Annotated in this window: 16 protein-coding genes; 13 read left to right on the top strand and 3 right to left on the bottom strand. The window is 74.0% G+C overall.

Annotation, left to right across the window (positions count from 1 at the left end; translation table 11 throughout):
• Positions 1-164: 164 nt before the first annotated feature.
• Both lanKC and G7Z13_RS32285 read left to right on the top strand, forming a co-directional pair.
• Complete coding sequence (gene lanKC / locus G7Z13_RS32290; protein WP_166004176.1) at positions 165-2756, top strand: class III lanthionine synthetase LanKC; 2592 nt, start codon at positions 165-167, stop codon at positions 2754-2756.
• 112 nt (positions 2757-2868) lie between these two features.
• Complete coding sequence (locus G7Z13_RS32285) at positions 2869-2985, top strand: SapB/AmfS family lanthipeptide (protein ID WP_073939862.1); 117 nt, start codon at positions 2869-2871, stop codon at positions 2983-2985.
• Between the two features lie 73 nt (positions 2986-3058).
• Here the strand turns inward: G7Z13_RS32285 and G7Z13_RS32280 are convergent, their stop codons facing one another.
• A complete protein-coding gene (locus G7Z13_RS32280; RefSeq protein WP_166004174.1) occupies positions 3059-3664 on the bottom strand; it encodes a response regulator transcription factor in 606 nt (201 codons plus the stop codon).
• Between the two features lie 317 nt (positions 3665-3981).
• Here G7Z13_RS32280 and G7Z13_RS32275 point away from each other — a divergent pair, with 317 nt between their 5' ends.
• Positions 3982-6126 carry a SpoIIE family protein phosphatase gene (locus G7Z13_RS32275; protein WP_166004172.1) on the top strand — a complete coding sequence of 715 codons (2145 nt, stop codon included), beginning with the start codon at positions 3982-3984 and terminating at the stop codon, positions 6124-6126.
• 65 nt (positions 6127-6191) lie between these two features.
• Here G7Z13_RS32275 and G7Z13_RS32270 read toward each other — a convergent pair whose 3' ends face one another.
• Positions 6192-7643, bottom strand: a complete 1452-nt coding sequence (locus G7Z13_RS32270; RefSeq protein WP_206313180.1) for a S1 family peptidase — start codon at positions 7641-7643, stop codon at positions 6192-6194.
• Positions 7644-7854: 211 nt separating this feature from the next.
• Between G7Z13_RS32270 and G7Z13_RS32265 the strand changes: the two genes are divergently transcribed.
• From G7Z13_RS32265 to G7Z13_RS32220, 10 genes are all read left to right on the top strand, one after another.
• Positions 7855-8268 carry a PaaI family thioesterase gene (locus tag G7Z13_RS32265; RefSeq protein ID WP_166004170.1) on the top strand — a complete coding sequence of 138 codons (414 nt, stop codon included), beginning with the start codon at positions 7855-7857 and terminating at the stop codon, positions 8266-8268.
• A 460-nt stretch (positions 8269-8728) separates the two neighbouring features.
• Complete coding sequence (locus tag G7Z13_RS32260) at positions 8729-8944, top strand: type A2 lantipeptide (RefSeq protein WP_166004168.1); 216 nt, start codon at positions 8729-8731, stop codon at positions 8942-8944.
• Positions 8945-9052: 108 nt separating this feature from the next.
• Positions 9053-9859 carry an HlyD family efflux transporter periplasmic adaptor subunit gene (locus G7Z13_RS32255; RefSeq protein ID WP_166004166.1) on the top strand — a complete coding sequence of 269 codons (807 nt, stop codon included), beginning with the start codon at positions 9053-9055 and terminating at the stop codon, positions 9857-9859.
• The gene (locus G7Z13_RS32250; RefSeq protein WP_166004164.1) at positions 9856-12078 is read left to right on the top strand and encodes an NHLP family bacteriocin export ABC transporter peptidase/permease/ATPase subunit; all 2223 of its coding nucleotides are present in this window, start codon (positions 9856-9858) and stop codon (positions 12076-12078) included. Before G7Z13_RS32255 ends, G7Z13_RS32250 begins: the two co-directional genes overlap by 4 nt.
• A 1-nt stretch (position 12079) precedes the next feature.
• Positions 12080-14908, top strand: coding sequence for an NHLP bacteriocin export ABC transporter permease/ATPase subunit (locus G7Z13_RS32245; RefSeq protein ID WP_166004162.1), 2829 nt, complete (start codon positions 12080-12082; stop codon positions 14906-14908).
• 359 nt (positions 14909-15267) lie between these two features.
• On the top strand, positions 15268-16275 hold the full coding sequence (locus G7Z13_RS32240) for a Ppx/GppA family phosphatase (RefSeq protein WP_166004160.1): 1008 nt from the start codon (positions 15268-15270) through the stop codon (positions 16273-16275).
• A 25-nt stretch (positions 16276-16300) separates the two neighbouring features.
• Positions 16301-16486, top strand: a complete 186-nt coding sequence (locus G7Z13_RS32235) for a hypothetical protein (protein WP_166004158.1) — start codon at positions 16301-16303, stop codon at positions 16484-16486.
• A gap of 90 nt (positions 16487-16576) precedes the next feature.
• Positions 16577-17584, top strand: a complete 1008-nt coding sequence (locus tag G7Z13_RS32230; protein WP_166004156.1) for an iron-containing redox enzyme family protein — start codon at positions 16577-16579, stop codon at positions 17582-17584.
• A 21-nt stretch (positions 17585-17605) separates the two neighbouring features.
• Positions 17606-18259 (top strand): HemK2/MTQ2 family protein methyltransferase, encoded by a 654-nt coding sequence (locus G7Z13_RS32225; RefSeq protein WP_240926424.1) that lies wholly within the window; start codon positions 17606-17608, stop codon positions 18257-18259.
• Positions 18240-18446 carry a CDGSH iron-sulfur domain-containing protein gene (locus G7Z13_RS32220; protein ID WP_166004154.1) on the top strand — a complete coding sequence of 69 codons (207 nt, stop codon included), beginning with the start codon at positions 18240-18242 and terminating at the stop codon, positions 18444-18446. Before G7Z13_RS32225 ends, G7Z13_RS32220 begins: the two co-directional genes overlap by 20 nt.
• A gap of 166 nt (positions 18447-18612) precedes the next feature.
• On the opposite strand, the gene G7Z13_RS32215 is transcribed toward G7Z13_RS32220, so the two are convergent.
• Entirely contained in the window at positions 18613-19035 is a 423-nt protein-coding gene (locus G7Z13_RS32215) for a subtilase-type protease inhibitor (protein WP_166004152.1), read from the bottom strand.
• Between the last annotated feature and the right edge of the window lie 168 nt (positions 19036-19203).

Raw genomic sequence — 19203 nt, 5'->3', positions numbered from 1 at the left:
GGCGGCCCGTGCAAGGCCAGAAGGCGGCTGTTCGGCGCTTGGGTGCTCGAAACGGTTCGAACATGTCTTGACGCGTGCGTTCCGCACGGCGACCTCGTGACAGGCGTGACTGTCCGGAGCCACCGCGTGGCTGGAAAGCTCGGTGCCGTCACGGAGGGGGACGCATGGACAAGCGGTACGAGGTGTACGCGCTCGCGGACGGTCACTTCTACGACACACCGGACCGCCTGACGGGCGCGGGGAGCGAGGCCGCCCCGCTGTACGCGACGGCGCGGCGTGAGGTGCCCGAGGGCTGGCGCGCGGCGCGCACCGGGGACTGGCTGACGCTGACCCCGCTCGGCGCGGACGGCGAGCCGCTGCCCGGGCCGGCCCAGGGCTGGAAGGTGCACGCGGCGGCCACCCGCGGGAACGCGGAGCGGATCGCGGAGATCGTCTGGGACTACTGCGTGCCGCGCCGCATCCCGTTCAAGTTCGTGCCGGCCCCGCATCTGCTGCACCTGCGCAACGCCAAGTACGCGCCGCGCGAGGGCAGCGGCAAGTTCGTCACCCTCTACCCGGCCGACGAGCGGCAGCTGCACCAGGTGCTGACCGACCTCGGCGCCCTGCTCAAGGGCATGGAGGGGCCGTACATCCTCACCGATCTGCGCTGGGAGGACGGCCCGCTGCACGTCCGCTACGGCGCCTTCGCGCGCTCCTACGTGGTCGACGAGCGCGGGTCGCTGGTGCCGGCGCTGCGCGACGGGGAGGGGCGGCTGGTTCCGGACCGGCGCGATCCGGCCTTCCGGGTGCCGGAGTGGGTGACGCTGCCGGACTTCCTGGCCCCGCAGCTGGCGGCCCGCAACGCCACCACGGTCGGTGACCTGCCGTACCGGATCGAGAAGGCGCTGCACTTCTCCAACGGCGGCGGGGTGTACGCGGGCACCGACACCCGCGACGGGCGCAAGGTGGTGCTGAAGGAGGCGCGGCCCCACGCGGGGCTCGCGGCCGACGGCGCGGACGCCGTGGCCCGGCTGGAGCGCGAGAAGGAGGCCCTGGAGCGGGTGGCCGGGACCGGGGTGGTGCCGGAGGTGCGTGACTGGTTCACGCTGGGCGAGCACCGGTTCCTGGTGATGGACTTCGTCGAGGGCCGGCCGCTCAACTCCTTCTTCGCCGAGCGGCACCCGCTGCTGCTGCCGGAGCCGGACCCGCGGGCCGTCGCCGAGTACACGGCGTGGGCGCTGCGGATCCACGGGGCGGTGGAGCGGGCCGTGGCGGCGGTGCACGAGCGCGGGATCGTCTTCAACGACCTGCACGTGTTCAACATCATGGTGGCGCCCGACGAGGAGTCGGTGTTCCTGCTGGACTTCGAGGCGGCGGCACCGGCCGCCGAGCGGGGCCGCCAGGTGGTCGCCCATCCGGGGTTCTTCGCGCCGCCGGACCGCCGGGGCACCGATGTCGACCGCTATGCGCTGGCCTGTCTGCGGCTCGCCCTGTTCCTGCCGGTGACCACGCTGTTCGTGGTCGACCGGGGCAAGGCGGCCCATCTCGCCGAGGTGATCGCCGAGCAGTTCCCCGACGTGCCGCGGGCGTTCCTGGACGAGGCGGTCGCGGAGATCACCCGGGACACCGCGGGCGGCGCCCCCGTGCGGCCGGTGCGCCCCGCGGACCCGGGCGACTGGCCGCGCAGCCGGGACTCGATGGTCGAGGCGGTCCTCGAATCCGCCACGCCCGAACGCACGGACCGGCTCTTCCCCGGGGACATCGCCCAGTTCTCCGACGGTGGTGGCCTGGGCCTCGCGCACGGCGCGGCCGGGGTGCTGTACGCGCTGGCGGAGGTCGGCGCGCACCGGTACGAGGAGGGCGAGCGCTGGCTCCTCGACCGCACCGCGCCGCCGCCCGCGGGCACCCCGCTGGGCCTGTACGACGGTCTGGCGGGCGTGGCACTGGTGCTGGACCGGCTCGGGCACCGGCAGCGCGCCCTGGACCTGGTCGGCGGCGTGCTGCGGGAACGCTGGCAGCACCTGTCCTCGGACCTGCACGGCGGGCTCGCCGGGCTGGGCCTGGTCCTCGACCACCTCGCCGGCACCACCGGTGAGACGGAGCTGCGGGAGCGGGCCGCCGAGGCCGCGGAGATCGTCGTACGCCGGCTCGGCGAGCCGCGCCCCGAGACGCCGCGACGGCGGGCCGGGCTCATGCGCGGGGCGAGCGGCCAGGCGCTGTTCCTGCTGCGGCGGTACGAGGCCACCGGCGACCGGGAACTGCTGGCGGCGGCCGGGCGGGCGCTGCGCCAGGACCTGGCGAGCTGCGTGGTCCGCGAGGGCGGGGCGCTGGAGGTCGACGAGGGGTGGCGGACGCTGCCGTACCTCGGCGACGGCAGCGCCGGGCTGGGCATGGTCCTCGACGACTACCTCGCCCACGCGGCCGACGACACGGGTGAGTTCGAGCGGGCCCGCGCGGGCGTGCTCACCGCCGCGACCTGCCGCTTCTACGCGCAGCCCGGATTGTTCCAGGGCCGCGCCGGAATGATCCTGCACCTCAGCCGCACCACCGCGCCCGGCACCGGTCTCCGTGACCGGCTGGCCGAGCAGATCGCCGGGCTCGGCTGGCTAGCGATGCCGTACCAGGGGCGGCTCGCGTTCCCCGGGCACCAGATGATGCGGCTCTCCATGGACCTGGCCACCGGAACGGCCGGCTGCCTGCTGGCGCTCGGCGCCGCCCTCGGCGACGCGCCCGCCGCCCTGCCGTTCCTCCCGCCGCCCGCCGGGCGGCCCTCATGACGCGGTTCCCCGGTCCGCCGGACCGGAGGAGTCGTGAACCGCACCCGTCCCCACGGGATGCACGCGCAACACCCATCAGGGCAACCATGATGATCACGGAAAGGAACAGAAGATGGCTCTTCTCGACCTGCAGACGATGGAAGCCGACGAGCACACCGGTGGCGGCGGCGCCAGCACGGTGAGCCTGCTCTCCTGCATCAGCGCCGCGAGCGTCCTGCTCTGTCTCTGACCGGCAGCGCATCACCGGCCCCGGGCGGCCGTCTCCCGCGAGGGAGGCACCGCCCGGGGCCTTCCCGCGAGCGCTACAGCCAGCCCTCGCCCTGCGAGATCCGTATCGCGTCGATGCGGTTGCGGGCGCCGGTCTTGCGGGTGATGGCCGCGAGGTAGTTGCGCACGGTGCCGCGCGAGAGATGCAGGCTGCCGGCTATCTCGTCGATGGACGCGCCCTGGGCGGCGAGGCTGAGCACGCTCAGCTCGCGGCCGGTCAGCGGCATCTGGGCCGCCTTGAGGAAGCCGAAGCCGAGAGAGTCGTCGACGAAACGTTCCCCCGCGGCGACCTGGCGGATTCCGTGCACCAGGCGCTCGGGCGGGCCCGCCTTGTCGACGTAGCCGAGCGCGCCCGCCTCGGCGGCGCGTCTGAGCAGCCCCGGCCGGTCCGCGCCGGCCAGCACCAGCAGACGCGGGGGTCTGTCGCCGCCGCGCCCCGACAGCTCGTTCAGCGGCGGGATGCCGTAGCGGCCCGTGTACTCGAGGTCCGCGGCGCAGACGTCCGGCCGTAAGGAACGGACCCGCCCCGGGGCGGCCCGCCAAGGGGAGTCGTAGACCCCCAGGTCGGGTTCCCGGCGCAGCCAGTCCGCCAGGACCGATCGCACCAGACACGCGTCGTGCACCAGCAGCACCCGGATCAACACTGCCCCTCTCAGACTGCCGTCGCCGGTTCAAGGTGATGAGCGCCTGCCCATTCTTGGCGGCCCCGCGCCCGTCCGGCCGAGCAGAACCGGCCAACGGGATGCGCGGGGGCGCGCACCCCGCGCCCGTGCACCGGGGCACGCTTCCATCCAGGGGGCGTGAGGTGCGGCAGCGGGGGTACGAGGGTGAGTTTCGGCTGGGATGGCGCGGTGAACGGGCGTGCTCGGCGTGCGGCGTGGGGGCCGTTCACCGTGCGGGGGCGGCCGGGACGCGAGAGATTTGTTGCCTGGAAACGCGCTCGCGGCGCCGCGAGGAGGTGGTCGGCGTGTCCGACGGGCAGCCCGGGCAGGCACCGGCGGCCGGCCGGCATCCGGTCGGCGGTCCGCTGCTGTCCCTGGCGCTTGCCGCGATGATCGACGGGGTCCACGCCCACTCCGGTGCGGTGTACCTGCTCTCCCCCGACGAGCAGGTGCTGGAGATGGCCGTGATGGCGGGGCTGCCCCGCGCCTTCGCCGCGCCCTGGGAACGGGTGTCGACGAGCGCCCCGCTGCCGTTGTCGGAGGCGGTGCGCGAACGCCGGCTGGTCTGGATCGGCGACGAGGAGGAGATGGCGCGCCGCTATCCGCGGGTGGCCGTGGTGCTGCCGTACCCCTTCGCGCTGGCCGCGCTGCCGGTGGCGGCCGGTGACACGGTGTACGGCGGGGTCTTCGTCACCTGGCCCGGTGTGCGCACGCCGGTGCTGTCCGACTGGGAGCGGGAGCATCTGACGTCCGCTTGCGCGCGGCTGGCGGTGCGGCTGGAACGGGCCGCGCGGGACGGCCGTCCGGTGCTGCCGGAACCGGATCTGCTCGCGGCGTCCACGGTGGGCGGCGTGACCGGCACGATCGGCGCGATCGAGGCGGTCCGGCTGGTGTCCCGGCTGCCGTACGGGCTGTGCGCGCTCGATCTGCACGGCCGGGTGGCCTACGCCAACCCGGCGGCGGCCGAGCTGATCGGCCAGCCGGTGCGCCGGCTGGTGGGCCACCATCTGTGGGCGACCGTGCCGTGGCTGAACGACCCGGTGTACGAGGACCGGTACCGGGCCGCCCTGTTCAGCCAGCACCCCACGTCGTTCGTGGCGCTGCGCCCGCCGGGCGACTGGCTGTCGTTCCGGCTGTATCCGAGCACGTCGGGACTGAGCGTGCGCATCACCCGGACCGGGGCGATGACCGGGCCGGGCCGGGCCGGGCCGCGTGCCGCCGACGGTCCGAGCCGGCTGGTCACCATCTCGCAGGTGCTGACGCTCGCGAGCGCGCTGACCGAGGCGGTGGGCGTGCAGGACGTGGTGCAGCTGGTCGCCGACGAACTCGCCCCCGCGGTCGGCAGCCAGGCCCTGGTGGTGCTCGGCACCCGGGCGGGCCGGCTGCGGGTGCTGGGCCATCGCGGCTACCGGGACCCGCGCGTGGTGGAGCGGTTCGACGGCACGCCGCTGGGCGCGCGGACCCCGGGCGCGCACGCCCTGAGCACCGGGGTGCCCGCGTTCTTCGAGTCACGGGAGGAGCTGGAGCGTCTGTATCCGGCGCGGTCCGCGACTCCGGACGGGTTCGCCGCCTGGGCGTATCTGCCGCTGATCGCCTCGGGACGCCCGGTCGGCACGTGCGTACTCGCCTACGCCGAGCCGCATCCCTTCTCCACCGACGAGCGGGCGGTGCTGAGCAGTGTGGCCGGGCTGGTCGCGCTCGCCCTGGAGCGGGCGCTGCTGTACGACGTGAAACACCAGCTGGCGCACGGCCTCCAGGCGGCGCTGCTGCCGCCCTCGCTGCCGCCGCTGCCCGGCGTCGAGGCGGCGGCCCGCTATCTGCCGAGCACCCGGGGCATGGACATCGGCGGTGACTTCTACGACGTGGTGCCCGTGCCGGGCGGCGCGGCGGCCGTGATCGGGGACGTGCAGGGGCACAACGTGACCGCGGCGGGCCTGATGGGACAGATCCGGACGGCCGTACGGGCGTACACCACCGTCGGCCAGTCGCCGCAGGAGGTGATGCGCAGCACCAACCGGCTGCTGATCGACCTCGGCGTCGATCTGTTCGCGAGCTGTCTGTATCTGCGGCTCGATCCGGCGGGCGGGCGGGCCGTGATGGCACGGGCCGGGCATCCGCCGCCGTTGCTGCGCCGGCCGGACGGGCGGGTGCGGGTGCTCGATCTGGCGGGCGGCCCGCTGCTGGGCATCGACGCGTCGGCCGGGTATCCGACGACGGAGGTGGAGCTGGCGCCCGGCTCGGTGCTCCTGCTCTACACCGACGGGCTGATCGAGTCCCCCGGCGTCGACATCGAGGAGGCGCTCGCCCTCCTCGGGCAGCGGCTGTGCGAGGCCGGGGAACTGCCGCTGGACGAGCTGGCCGACGTGCTGATCGGGCAGGGGGCGGGGGCGGAGGAGCGGGCGGACGACGTCGCGTTGCTGCTGCTGCGGTCGCGGGCGTGAGACGGAAAGCGGCCGGGCCCCTCCGCCGAGGGGCCCGGCCGGTCTCACCGACCCATCGGCGGAGGTCAGTGAGGCTGGGTCGGCCCGGACTCGCCGGCGCCGTCGTCCTCGCCGCCGGGCTGCTCACCGGCTCCGGTGTCCTGCCCGTCGCCGGTGCCCTGGTGGTCGCCGCCCGCCTGCTGACCGGGGGCGGCGCCTTCCTGACCGGGAGCGGCCCCTTCCTGACCGCTCCCGGCGCCTTGCTGCTCGTTTCCGGCGTCGTGCCCGCCGTTGCCGGCGTCCTGTGCGTCGCCGCCGACGCCTTCGTCACCGCCGACGCCTTCGTCACCGCCGACGCCTTCTTCGCCGCCGGCACCCTGGTCCCCGCCGGCTCCCTCGTCCGCGCCGCCGGCTCCCGCCGCGCCGCCCTCGCCGAGCGTCGCGCCCACCGCCTCCAGCGCGGTGGTGACGGGCTGGAAGAACGTCTCCCCGCCGGCCGTGCAGTCACCGCTGCCGCCGGAGGTGAGGCCGAGGGCGAGGCCGTCCTGGGTGAACATCGAGCCGCCGCTGTCGCCGGGTTCGGCGCAGACGTTCGTCTGGATGAGCCCGGTGACGGTGCCCTCCGGGTAGTTGACGGTGGCGTCGAGGCCGGTGACCGTGCCGTCGGCGAGGCCCGTGGTGCTGCCCATGCGGAACACCTCCTGACCGACGGTGGCCTCCGCCGCCTGGAGGATCGGCACGGCCTGCCCCTCGGCGTTGACCTCGCTGAGCGCCTGGATGGCGGGGTCGTCGTACTTCACCAGCGCGAAGTCGCCCTCACCGGGGAAGACCGCCTGGTCGACGGTGCCGATCGGCGCGCCGCCCTGGGCGTCGGACCACTCGGCCGCCGCGACGCCGCAGTGGCCGGCGGTCAGGAACGCCGCGGTGCCGTCGCCCGCGGTCACGTTGAAACCGAGGGAACAGCGGGCGCCGCCGCCGAAGATGGCGTCACCACCCGAGGCGAAGGTCCTGAACGTGCCGGAGGACTTGCGCAGGGTCGCCTTCTCCTGGCCGAGGCTCCGCACGGCGGACTCCAGCGTGTCCCATGCGGCGCCGGTGACGGTGGAGTCGGCGGTGACGACGACCTTGTTGGTCCGGGGGTCGACGGCCCAGGCGGTGCCGGGGATGGTCGCCTCGCTCTTCAAGGTCCGCGCGGCGGCCCGCAGTTCGGCGGTGCTGTTGTCGACCTGGCGGACCGCCGCGCCCGCCTTCTTGGCCTGGACCACGAGTTGGTTGTCGTCGCCGACCACGTTGACGACGAGCTGCTGCCGGCCGGCGTCGTAGTAGGACCCGGCGAAGGCGTCGCCGAGCAGTCCGGCGAGCCGGCCGGCGAAGTCCGAGGCGTCCGCGGCCTTCAGGGCACGGGGTGCGGCCTGGGTCTGCGCCGCGCCGTCCTGGGACGCGTTGGCGTGGGGCAGCAGGAGCGCCGCCGCTCCGAGCGCCGCCACGCCGCCCGCGGCCAGCACGGCCTTGCGCTTCGAAATGCGCTTGTGACTCAAGACTTCTCGACCTCCTGGGGGACCGGGTGCGGGCCGCCCTGCGGCGGCGGTTGGGGGCGCCTGGATGGCCACTGGTACGCAGCGCACGCGCGAGGCGTTCAACCGTGTGTGCGAAACCGGACCGCGTTGGCGAGAAACCGGTCACCCGGACGGGCGATACAAGACACGCAGAAGGGTGATACCGAACGGCCCGCCGGGGAAAAGTCCCTGCATGACGATGACCCCGGCCGAGGCCGAGAAGATCCTGTCCGCGAACTTCGCCCCCTGGGTGCGGGAACTCGGCCTCGCCGTGGAGTCGTTGGGCGGCGACCGGGCGACCCTGCGGCTGCCCTGGTCGGACCGGCTGGCCCGGGAGGGCGGCGCGCTGTCGGGGCAGGCGCTGATGGCCGCGGCGGACACGGCGACGGTGATCGCCGTCTCGGCGGCGCGCGGCGCCTTCGTGCCGATGACGACCGTGCAGCAGTCGACGTCGTTCCAGCGCGCGGTGACCGGCTCGGACGTCCTGGTCACGGCGGTGCTCACCAAGCTGGGCCGCCGGATGGCGTTCGCCGACGTCACGATGACGGCGGAGCCGAACGGGGACCTCGCGGCCCACGCGAGCACGGTCTACGCCCTTCTGGGCTGACACGTTCCGCGATCGACCGGCCACGTTCCGTCCCGGCCGCGTAGCGGAACGAGGGCTTCAGGAAATCTGCACAGCGACTGCCCAACCGGCTCACCGGACACGGACGGGCCGCCCCGGCCGACGCTGCCGGACGCGCCATTGGGGCGGGTGTGCCGGATTCGCCGAACGGGCGGCAAGCGATGGTGTGCGCCGATGCCGTGCGGCATGTGAAGAAGTCGCCGACAAGCCGTGCGCGCACCTGCACGGCTGGGCACGTCGAGGGTTCAAATGCCCTGGTGAGGGGGCTTGTTGAGTGGAGGACGAACGTCGCCGCGTGCTTTGATCCATCGCACCGCGGGGGCCGCGAGGGACGCCCTGCACGGGGCGCACAGCGCCGGGCCCGCGGTGCGCGGCCGTCCGTCTGTCCCCAGAGGGGGCCGCTCCCCCCTTGAGAGATATCCATATGAAGGGAAGTTCCATCATGAACTCCACCCCCCAGGTTGAGACCGCCGAGATCTCCGACGCCGAGCTCGACAACGTCTCCGGCGGCCTGCACGTGAACTCGCTGGGCACCGTCACCGGCCTGGTGGACGGCGTCGCCCCGGTCTCCGGCCTGGTCGACACGGCCGTCGGCACCGTCGAGGGTGTCACCGGCCTGAACACCGCCCCGGTCACCGCCCTGGTCGCCGGTCTCTGATCGCACCTCAGGGTGGACGAAGAGTCCCGGAGCCGCCGTGCGGCTCCGGGACTCTTCGGATGCCACCACGCACGTCCCCGCAGTTCACCCGGTGAGGGAAGAGTCCCCGTGCAGTTCCGCCAACAGGCCCTCGCCCGGCTCCAGTCGTCCGAGGAGCTGGACCTCCCCGTGCGCCTCGCCCGCCCGCAGGGCTGGCTCGTGCTGTCCGTGACGGTCGTCGCGATGGCCGCCGCGTCGGTGTGGGCGGTGACGGGCAGCGTGTCGTCCACGGTGAGCGCGCCCGCCATCCTCACCCACGGTCAGGGCAGTTACGTCCTGCAGAGCCCCGTCGCCGGCCAGGTCACCGAGATTCTGGCCGAGGAGGGCGAGCGGCTGCCCGCCCACTCCCCCGTCCTGAAGGTCCGTACGGCCGGGGGCGAGACCGTGGTCCGCACCCTCGCCGCGGGCCGGCTGACCGCGCTCGCCGCGACGATCGGGCAGATCGTCTCCACCGGCGCGGACGTCGCCGCCGTGGAGAAGGTGACGGCGAAGGACGCCCCGCTGTACGCGACGGTGTACGTCCCCGCCGAGAACGCCTCCGCGATCCCCGCCGACGCGCCCGTGGACCTCACCGTGCAGACGGTGCCCACCCAGGAGTACGGCGTGCTGCGCGGCCATGTGCAGTCCGTGGACCGTTCGCCGCAGACCGCCCAGCGCATCGGCGCGTTTCTCGGTGACGGCCGGCTCGGCGAGCAGTTCACCGAGGACGGCCGTCCCGTCGCCGTGCTCGTCCGCCTCGACAAGTCGGCGTCCACGAGAAGCGGTTACGCCTGGTCGACCACGGACGGCCCGCCGCACCGCCTCACCTCCATGACCCTGGCCACCGGCTCGATCCGGCTGGCCGATCAGCGTCCCGTCGATTGGCTGCTGCCGTGACCACCACCGCCGGGGAAACCCGGGGCCGGCGCCGGGCCGCCCCGCCGCGGCGCACGGTCCCCAAGGCCCGCCGCCGTACCGTGCGCACCCCCACCGTGCTCCAGATGGAGGCCGTCGAGTGCGGCGCCGCCTCCCTGGCGATGGTGCTCGGCCACTACGGCCGGCACGTCCCGCTGGAGGAGCTGCGCATCGCCTGCGGTGTCTCGCGCGACGGCTCGCGCGCCAGCAACCTGCTGAAGGCGGCCCGCGGTTACGGCCTGACGGCCAAGGGCATGCAGATGGACCTGGCCGCGCTCGCCGAGGTGCAGGCACCGGCCATCCTGTTCTGGGAGTTCAACCACTACGTCGTCTACGACGGCATGGGCCGCCGCTTCGGCCGCCGCGGCGTGTGGGTCAACGACCCCGGCAAGGGCCGCCGGTTCGTGCCGATGGAGGACTTCGACGGCAGCTTCACCGGTGTGGTGCTGGTGATGGAGCCCGGCGCGGACTTCACCAGGGGCGGGCGCCGGCCCGGTGTGCTCGGCGCGCTGCCCGCCCGGCTGCGCGGCACGGCGGGCACGCTGCCCGCCGCCGTCCTGGCGAGCCTGCTGCTGGTGCTGGTCGGCGCGGCGGTGCCGGCGCTCAGCCGGACGTACATCGACATGTTCCTCATCGGCGGGCAGACCTCGCTGCTGGACGTGCTGTTCACGTCCATGGGCGCGTGCGTGCTGCTCACGCTGGTGCTGACCTGGCTGCAGCAGGCGAACCTGCACCACGGCCGGATCATCTCCTCGACCCTGTCCAGCGCCCGCTTCCTGCGCCATCTGCTGCGGCTGCCGGTCACCTTCTTCTCCCAGCGCAGCCCGGCCGACCTGGTGCAGCGCCTCCAGTCCAACGACGCGGTCGCCGAGACCCTGGCCCGCGACCTCGCGGCCGCGGGCGTGGACGCGGTGGTCGTCGTGCTCTACGCGGTGCTGCTCTACACGTACGACCCGCAGCTGACGTTCGTCGGCATCGGCGTGGCGCTGCTGAACCTCGTCGCCATGCGCGTGGTGATCCGGCTGCGCGCGACCCGTACGGCGAAGCTGCGCGCGGACAACGCCCGGCTGACCACGACGGCGTACTCCGGTCTGCAGCTCATCGAGACGATGAAGGCGACCGGCGGCGAGGACGGCTACTTCCGCAAGTGGGCGGGGCAGCACGCGACCACCCTGGAGGAGCAGCAGCGGCTCGGGGTGCCGAGCGCCTGGCTGGGTGTGGTGGCGCCTACGCTGGCCACGCTGAACAGCGCGCTGATCCTGTGGATCGGCGGGCTGCGGGCCGTCGAGGGTCATATCTCGGTGGGTCTGCTGGTCGCCTTCCAGGCGCTGGTCACCCGGTTCACGGCGCCGCTGACCCGGCTCAACGGGGTCGCGGGCCGCATCCAGGACTTCGCGGCGGACGTGGCGCGGCTGAAGGACGTGGAGAACTTCCGCGCGGACCCGCTGTACAGCCGTACGGGCGGGGAGTCCACGCGGCGGCTGCACGGGCACGTCGAGCTGGAGAACGTCACCTTCGGCTACAGCCCGCTGGACAAGCCGCTGCTGACCGGTTTCGACCTGACCGTCGGGCCGGGGCAGCAGGTGGCGCTGGTCGGCGGGTCCGGTAGCGGCAAGTCGACCGTGTCGCGGCTGATCGCGGGTCTGTACACGCCATGGGAGGGCGTCATCCGCATCGACGGGCAGCGTCTGGAGGACATTCCGCGCGGCGCGCTCGCGGCCTCCGTCTCCTTCGTCGACCAGGACGTGTTCCTCTTCGAGGGCACGATCCGCGACAACGTGGCGCTGTGGGACCCGTCGATCCCGGACGACGCGGTGATCGAGGCGCTGCGGGACGCGGCCCTGTACGACGTGGTGATGCGCCGTCCGGGCGGCATCCACAGCCGGGTCGAGCAGGACGGGCGGAACTTCTCCGGCGGGCAGCGCCAGCGGCTGGAGATCGCGCGGGCGCTGGTGCGCCGGCCGAGCGTCCTGGTGCTGGACGAGGTGACCAGCGCGCTCGACGCGCAGACGGAACTGGTGGTGATGGACAACCTGCGGCGGCGCGGCTGCGCCTGTGTGGTGATCGCGCACCGGCTGTCCACCGTGCGGGACAGCGACGAGATCGTGGTCCTCCAGCACGGCACGGTCGTCGAGCGCGGGCGGCACGCGGAGCTGGTGGCACGCGGCGGAGCGTACGCGGCACTGGTCAGGGAGCGATGAGATGACAGCCGTCGACGAGGGCGACCTGGTCCTGGGCGCCCTGTCCTCGCTGGGCACGCCGATCGACGGGTCGGCCCTGACCCGGCTCGACCTGGAGGGTCCGCAGGTGCTGTGGCTGGTCGCGGCGGGCGCGCTCGACCTGTTCGCGGTGGACGCGGCGCGGCAGGGGCACTGGCACCACCTGGGCCGGCTGGAGGCGGGCACGCTGCTGCTCGGCCCGGTGGCGGGCCCGCAGCACACGCTGGTGGCGCGTCCGGTGCGGGGCTGTGTGGTGCACCGCATCGGCCTGCGCGAGCTGTACCAGCCGGCGGCCACGCAGACCTGGTCGTACGACGAGTACGGCAATCCGCAGTACGTGCCGCCGACGACGAGCCCGCTGGAGTACGCCCTCGCGCTGGGCGTGGGCCGCGGCCTGTCGGTGCTCTTCCAGGCGCCGATGGCGTCGGAGGGCGCCGTCGAGGGGGCCGGGGCGGTCACCGACGACGACGTGTTCTGGATGCAGGTGCCGCCGGGCAGTGTCCAGTACGGCTCGCTGTACGGCGCGGAGGCCGCCGCCGATCTGCTGATGGACCCGGCGCTGTGGCAGAGCCTGGTGGACCAGCAGTACCGCCTGCTGACCACGCTGGACCGGTGGATCGAGCAGCTGGAGCGCAGCCACGAGACGCGTGCCGCGGCCGGCATCAAGGCCGGTGAGCAGGTGCGTGCGCGGGCCGACCGGACACTGCTGGCGGCCATCGGCCGCTCCTCGGAGCGGCGGACGACGGCCGCCGACGCGGACGCCACCTACGCGGCGTGCCGGCTGGTGGCCCGCGCGGCCGGGATCGCGCTGGCCGATCCGGGCCACGGGGGCACGGAGAGCGACCGCCTCGACCCGGTGGAGCGGATCGCGCTCGCCTCGCGGGTGCGCACCCGCGCGGTGCGGCTCGACGGCGCCTGGTGGCGGGAGAACGCCGGACCGCTGGTCGGGCGGCGGGCGCTGTCCGGGGCGCCGGTCGCGCTGCTGTGGCGGCGCGGCGGCTATGTGGCCGTTCATCCGGCGACCGGGCGTGAGACGCCGGTCGAGAAGGCCAACGCGGGCGAGTTCGAGCCGCGCGCGGTGATGTTCTACCGGCCGCTGCCGGACCGCCCGCTGGGTCCGCTCGGGCTGCTGCGGTTCTGTCTGCGCGGCACGCGCGGCGATGTGACCGCGCTGCTGCTGAGCGGGCTGGTGACGGTGGCGATCGGCGCGCTGGTGCCGATCGCCACCGGCAAGGTGCTCGGCGAGTACGTGCCGAAGGCGCAGAGCGGGCTGATCGCGCAGGTGTGCGCGGCGGTCATCGCCTGCAGTGTGGTGGCGGCGGCGTTCATGCTGCTGCAGAACCTGACGCTCCTGCGGCTGGAGGGCCGGATCGAGGCGACGCTGCAGCCGGCCGTGTGGGACAGGCTGCTGCGACTGCCGACGAGGTTCTTCACCGGGCGGTCCACGGGTGAGCTGGCCAGTGCGGCGATGGGCATCAGCGCGATCCGCCGGCTGCTCGCGGGGGTCGGCCCGACGGTCGCCCAGTCGGTGACGGTCGGGGCGGTGAACCTGGGGCTGCTGCTGTGGTACAGCGTGCCGATGGCGCTGGCGGCGGTGGCCATGCTGGTCGTCGTCTCGGCCGTGTTCCTCGGGCTGGGGCTGTGGCAGGTGCGCTGGCAGCGGCGGCTGACGGTGCTCACCAACAAGCTGAACAACCAGGCGTTCCAGACGCTGCGGGGCCTGCCGAAGCTGCGGGTGGCGGCGGCCGAGAACTACGCGTACGCGGCGTGGGCGGAGGAGTTCGCGCGCAGCCGGGAGCTCCAGCAGCGGCTCGGGCGGATCAAGAACCTCTCCACGGTGCTCGGGGCGGTGTATCTGCCGCTGTGCTCGCTGCTGATGTTCATGCTGCTGGCGGGGCCGGCGCGGGGTTCGATGTCGGCGGCCGAGTTCCTGGCGTTCCACACGTCGGTGACCATGCTGCTGACCTCGGTCACCCAGCTGACCGGCGCGTTCGTGTCGCTGGTGGCGGCACTGCCGCTGTACGAGCAGATCAAGCCGGTGCTGCGGGAGCTGCCCGAGGTGCGCACGGCCAGCACCCGGCCGGGGCGGCTGTCCGGCGCGATCGAGGCACGGCGGCTGTCCTTCCGCTACTCCGAGGACGGTCCGCTCGTCCTCGACGACGTCTCCTTCGCCGTGCGGCCCGGCGAGTTCGTGGCGATCGTCGGCCCGAGCGGCTGCGGCAAGTCCACGCTGCTGCGGCTGCTGATCGGCTTCGACCGCCCGACCTCGGGCAGTGTCCTCTACGACGGCCAGGACCTGGCCGCGCTCGACCAGTCGGCGGTACGGCGGCAGTGCGGGGTGGTGCTGCAGCACGCGCAGCCGTTCACCGGGTCGATCCTGGACGTCATCTGCGGCACCGAGCCGTACACGCCGGAGGAGGCGATGGCGGCGGCGGAGATGGCGGGGCTCGCCGAGGACATCAAGCGCATGCCGATGGGCCTGCACACCATCGTCGCCGGCAACGGGGCGATCTCGGGCGGCCAGCGGCAGCGGCTGATGATCGCGCAGGCGCTGATCCGCCGCCCGCGCATCCTCTTCTTCGACGAGGCGACCAGCGCGCTGGACAACGAGACGCAGCGGCGGGTCATCGAGAGCACCAAGGCCCTCGACGCGACCCGCGTCGTGATCGCCCACCGGCTGTCGACGGTGCTGGACGCCGACCGGGTCATCGTGATGGACAACGGCCGGATCGCCCAGCAGGGCCCGCCCGCCCAGCTCCTCGCGGACACCGGCGGCCGCCTGCACGAGCTGGTGCGGCGGCAGCTGGCGTGAACCGGGTGGCGCGGCGGTGCGCAGTGACCGGGGCGGGGCGGCGGTGCGCAGTGACCGGAGCGGGGCGGCGGTGCGCAGTGACCGGAGCGGGGCGGCGGTGCGCAGTGACCGGAGCGGGGCGGCGGTGCCCGGTGGACCGGGGCGGTGCCGGGGTGGGCCGTGGGCCCGGGCGGTGCCTCGGCAGGCCGCGAGCCGAGGTCGGGTGCCGGTCCTGGCGTGAACGCTGCCGGTCCTCGTGCGGTGCGGGCGGCTCTCGGGCGGCGCGCCGCCGCCTCGCGGCCGGGCGTGTGCTTCTTGGCGCCGTGGCGTGATCATCCGCCCGAAGACTGGGCGTACGGCTTTTCGGGTACCCGGCTGACATGCGGATCAGCGTGGTGGACGTGGGCTCCAAGACGGTGCGGCTCGTGGTGGCGGACGCGGAGGGCGGGGTGCCGCTGCCCGTGCACACCGCGAAGTGGCGGCTGCGTCTCGCCGACGAGGTGCGGCCCGGCGAGCCGATCCCGCAGACCGCCGTCGACCGCCTCGCCGAGGCCGTCGCCGAGGCCGACCTCACCGCGGACAAGTGGGGCGCGGCCGGGCCGCTCGCCTTCGCGACCGCCGTCGTGCGGGCCGCCCCGAACCGCCGCGAGGTGCTGCATGCCGTGCGTTCGCGCACGGGCGTGGAGCTGTGCACCCTGCCCGGCGAGGTCGAGGCGGAGCTGACGTTCCTCGCCGCCCGGCGCTGGATGGGCTGGCGGTCGGGCCCGCTCGCGCTGCTCGACATCGGCGGCGGATCGCTGGAGGTGGCCTTCGGCCGTGGCCGGCTGCCCGACTTCGTGGCGTCGCTGCCGCTCGGCGCGGGCCGGCTGACCCACGAGTTCTTCACGGACCAGGACCCGCCGACCCCGGAGCAGGTGCGGGCGCTGCGCCGCAAGGTCCGCCATCAGCTGCGGGACGCCAGTGCGCGGATCCGCTGGGAGGGACCGCGGACCGCGGTGGCCACCTCCCGCACCTTCCAGCAGCTCGGACGGCTGTGCGGCGCGGCACCGGGCCGCCAGGGGCCGTTCGCGGAGCGGCAGTTGCGCCGCGCGGACCTGCGGGCGGCAGTGGACCGGCTGGCCGCGCTGTCCGCCGCCGAGCGGGCCCTGCTGCCCGGTATCTCCGCGCCGCGCGCCGCGCAGAGCCTGGCCGGCGCGCTGGTCGCGCACACCGCGATGAAGCTGACCGGCCTCAGGACGCTCACGGTCTGTCCGTGGGCGATCCGCGAGGGCGTGCTGCTGCGCCACATCGAGGACGGCCCGTCCTGGTGGGCGGAGGTCAGCCGGCTCGACGAGGGCGGAGCGGCCGCGGACCCGGTGCCGCTGCGCATCGCGAGCACCCCATCCTGACCCTGGACCGGAAGGAGCGGTCACCGTGTCGGCCAACGACAAGCACCGCGAGGAAGAGCAGCCGGAGACCGCCTTCGAGGAGGTCCTGCGGGAAATACTGGACGAGGAGCGCCGCGTCCGCGACACCGAGGAGCAGCGGCGCCAGGACGGCGAGGCCGGGGAGGCGATCACGCCGAACACCCGGGCGCAGGAGCAGTCCGAGGGCGAGTGAGGGGCCGGGCGAGGGGCCGGTCGCCTGCTCCGGACGCGTGGTGTGCGGTGCCGGCGGCCCGTTCCGGGGTTTCCGGGGTACCCGTTGCGCATGGAACACGAAGGACAGCCCCTGCCCCCGCCCCGCGGCCCGCTCTCGGCCGCCGTCGAGGACTGCCTGCGCGCGGCCGGCCCCCCGCCGGGCCCCGAGGAGGCCGCGGCGGCGGACCCGTACGGCGACGACCTCCAGCTCGCCCTCTACCTCTGTTACGAGCTGCACTACCGCGGCTTCGCCGGCGTGGACCCGGAGCGCGAGTGGGACCCTGAGCTGCTGCGCGCCCGGGCGGCGCTGGAGCGGCGGTTCCTCGCGGCGCTGCGGACGGACACCCCGGTGCACGACAGCGTCGGAGACGCGCTCGCCGAGCTGCTGGTCGAACCGGTCGACGGCACCGGCGTCACGCACTATCTGCGGGACAAGGGCGAGCTGTGGATGCTGCGGGAGTACGCGGCCCACCGGTCCCTGTACCACCTGAAGGAGGCGGACCCGCACGCCTGGGTGCTGCCGCGGCTGTGGGGCCGGGCGAAGGCGGCGATGGCCGCGGTGGAGTTCGACGAGTTCGGCGGCGGGCGCGCGGACCGGGTCCACGCCCGGCTGTTCGCCGACCTGATGACGGACCTCGGCCTGGACACCACCTACGGCCGCTATCTCGACGCGGCGTCCGCGGAGGCCCTGGCCACGGTGAACCTGATGTCGCTGTTCGGCCTGCACCGGGCGCTCAGGGGCGCCCTCGTCGGTCACTTCGCCGCCGTGGAGGTCACCTCGTCGCCCGGTTCGCGACGGCTGGCGGAGGCGATGCGGCGCACCGGGGCGGGTCCCGCGGCCGAGCACTTCTACGACGAGCACGTGGAGGCGGACGCGGTGCACGAGCAGGTGGTGCGCCACGACGTCATCGGCGGCCTGCTGGAGGAGGAGCCGCAGCTGGCCCCCGACGTGGTCTTCGGGATCGACGCCACCGGTCTGGTCGAGGACCGGTTCGCGCGGCGGCTGCTCGAGGACTGGACGGCGGGCAGGTCCTCGCTCCGCTCCGCCGTCACATCGGCACCATCCCATACATCCTGAACATCCGGGTACTGGGAGAGCGTGAATCCCTTGATCCCACCCGGCGTGTATCCGCCCCAGGAAGACACCTCCCTGCTGGCAGCGGCCCTGTCCGAGGAGCCGCTGCCCCCGGACGCGAGGGTGCTCGACGTCGGCACCGGCAGCGGCGCGCTCGCCCTGGAGGCGGCGCGGCGCGGTGCCGAGGTGACCGCCGTGGACGTCTCCTGGCGGGCGGTGTGCGCCGTGTGGGTCAACGCCCGGCGCTCCCGGCTGCCGGTGCGCGTCCGGCGCGGCGATCTGTTCGCCCCCGTGCGCGGCCAGCGGTTCGACCTGATCCTGGCCAACCCGCCGTACGTGCCGGCCCCGGACGGGCGGGGCGTCCCGCGCGGGCGGGCCCGGAACTGGGACGGGGGCCACGACGGACGCCTCGTGGTGGACCGCATCTGCCGGGAGGCGCCGCGTCTGCTACGGCCCGGAGGGGTGCTGCTGATGGTGCACTCGGCGCTCAACGACCCGGACCGGACGCTGGCGCAGCTGCGTGCGGCGGGCCTGAAGGCGGCCGTGACCCGGAGCAGCCGCATCGCCTTCGGTCCGGTGCTCAGCGCCCGGGCCGAATGGCTGAGACACCGGGGGCTGCTCGGGCCCTCGGAGGAGAAGGAAGAGCTGGTGGTCGTCCGTGCCGAACTCCCCGACTGACGGTCCCCGCCGCATCAGGATGCGGCGCGAGGGGCCCCTGCTGGTCGAAGGCCCGGTGGAGGTGGAGCTGGAGGACGGCACGACCGTGTCCTCCGACCGGTTCCGGGTCGCCCTGTGCACCTGCCGTCGCAGCCGCACGTTTCCCTGGTGCGACACCAGCCACCGCGCCCGGACTCGGGAGCGGTGAGCGGCGCGCCCGAACGCCGGAACGCTTGAATGATCGAGAGGCCGGCAGGCGGCCCCACTCCGCCCGCCGGCCCCTGTCACGAGACCGCCGCGGTCCGTGACAGGAATCCGCACTCCCCACCTGCGGAACTCCTGCTGCCTTCACGGAACCGGCCGCGATCCCGGTCTCAGAACGCGAAGACGCTCGCCACGGACGAGTTCTTCACGCATTCGTTGGCGAAGACGCGCTCGTAGGAGACGCGTTCGCCCTGCCAGACGCCGTCGACCGTGACGACCACGGGGTCGTACTCCCGGGTACACAGAACGCCGCTCTCGCTCTCCAGGGCGGCGAAGTCGCCGTCCACACGGCTGAGTTCCGCGCAGGCCGAGGCCGGGTCCGGGTGCGTGCCGGACGGCTTCGGTGCGCAGTTCAGGGTGACCGCACGCTCCGGGACGGCCTGGGCGGCGGTCTCGCCGTGGCCCACGGTGAAGACCAGGGCGGAGGGGGCGTAGAGCGTGGCGGGCGCCGCCTGGGCGGTCCCGCTCAGGGGTGCGGCGAGCGCGGTGGCCGCGAGGGCGAGGGTCGCTGCCCGGCGCGCGAAGTTCCGCATTGTGTGCTTCCTTCCGCTCGATTGCGTTGAGTACCGGACCGCACGCTGTGAGTGCCGGCCGGCGAGCGCGAGTCTGCCGAGTCCGGCGCCGAAACTCACATCGACCCCATCGGTTTCAGTAACCTTGCGTATTGAATCAGTGGCGCGAAGTCACGGGATTCGAACGTT

This window comes from Streptomyces sp. JB150 (genome assembly GCF_011193355.1).
GTDB lineage: Bacteria > Actinomycetota > Actinomycetes > Streptomycetales > Streptomycetaceae > Streptomyces.
The sequence above is the reverse complement of the archived record's forward strand: the minus strand, read 5'-3'. Positions and strand labels throughout refer to the sequence as shown.

Excerpts from the sequence above, each read along its gene's own strand:
- G7Z13_RS32230 (WP_166004156.1), top strand. The coding sequence starts at position 16,577 with ATGGAACACGAAGGACAGCCCCTGCCCCCGCCCCGCGGCCCGCTCTCG.
- G7Z13_RS32285 (WP_073939862.1), top strand. The coding sequence starts at position 2,869 with ATGGCTCTTCTCGACCTGCAGACGATGGAAGCCGACGAGCACACCGGT.
- G7Z13_RS32265 (WP_166004170.1), top strand. The coding sequence starts at position 7,855 with ATGACGATGACCCCGGCCGAGGCCGAGAAGATCCTGTCCGCGAACTTC.
- G7Z13_RS32245 (WP_166004162.1), top strand. The coding sequence starts at position 12,080 with ATGACAGCCGTCGACGAGGGCGACCTGGTCCTGGGCGCCCTGTCCTCG.
- lanKC (WP_166004176.1), top strand. The coding sequence starts at position 165 with ATGGACAAGCGGTACGAGGTGTACGCGCTCGCGGACGGTCACTTCTAC.
- G7Z13_RS32215 (WP_166004152.1), bottom strand. The coding sequence starts at position 19,035 with ATGCGGAACTTCGCGCGCCGGGCAGCGACCCTCGCCCTCGCGGCCACC.
- G7Z13_RS32260 (WP_166004168.1), top strand. The coding sequence starts at position 8,729 with ATGAACTCCACCCCCCAGGTTGAGACCGCCGAGATCTCCGACGCCGAG.
- G7Z13_RS32240 (WP_166004160.1), top strand. The coding sequence starts at position 15,268 with ATGCGGATCAGCGTGGTGGACGTGGGCTCCAAGACGGTGCGGCTCGTG.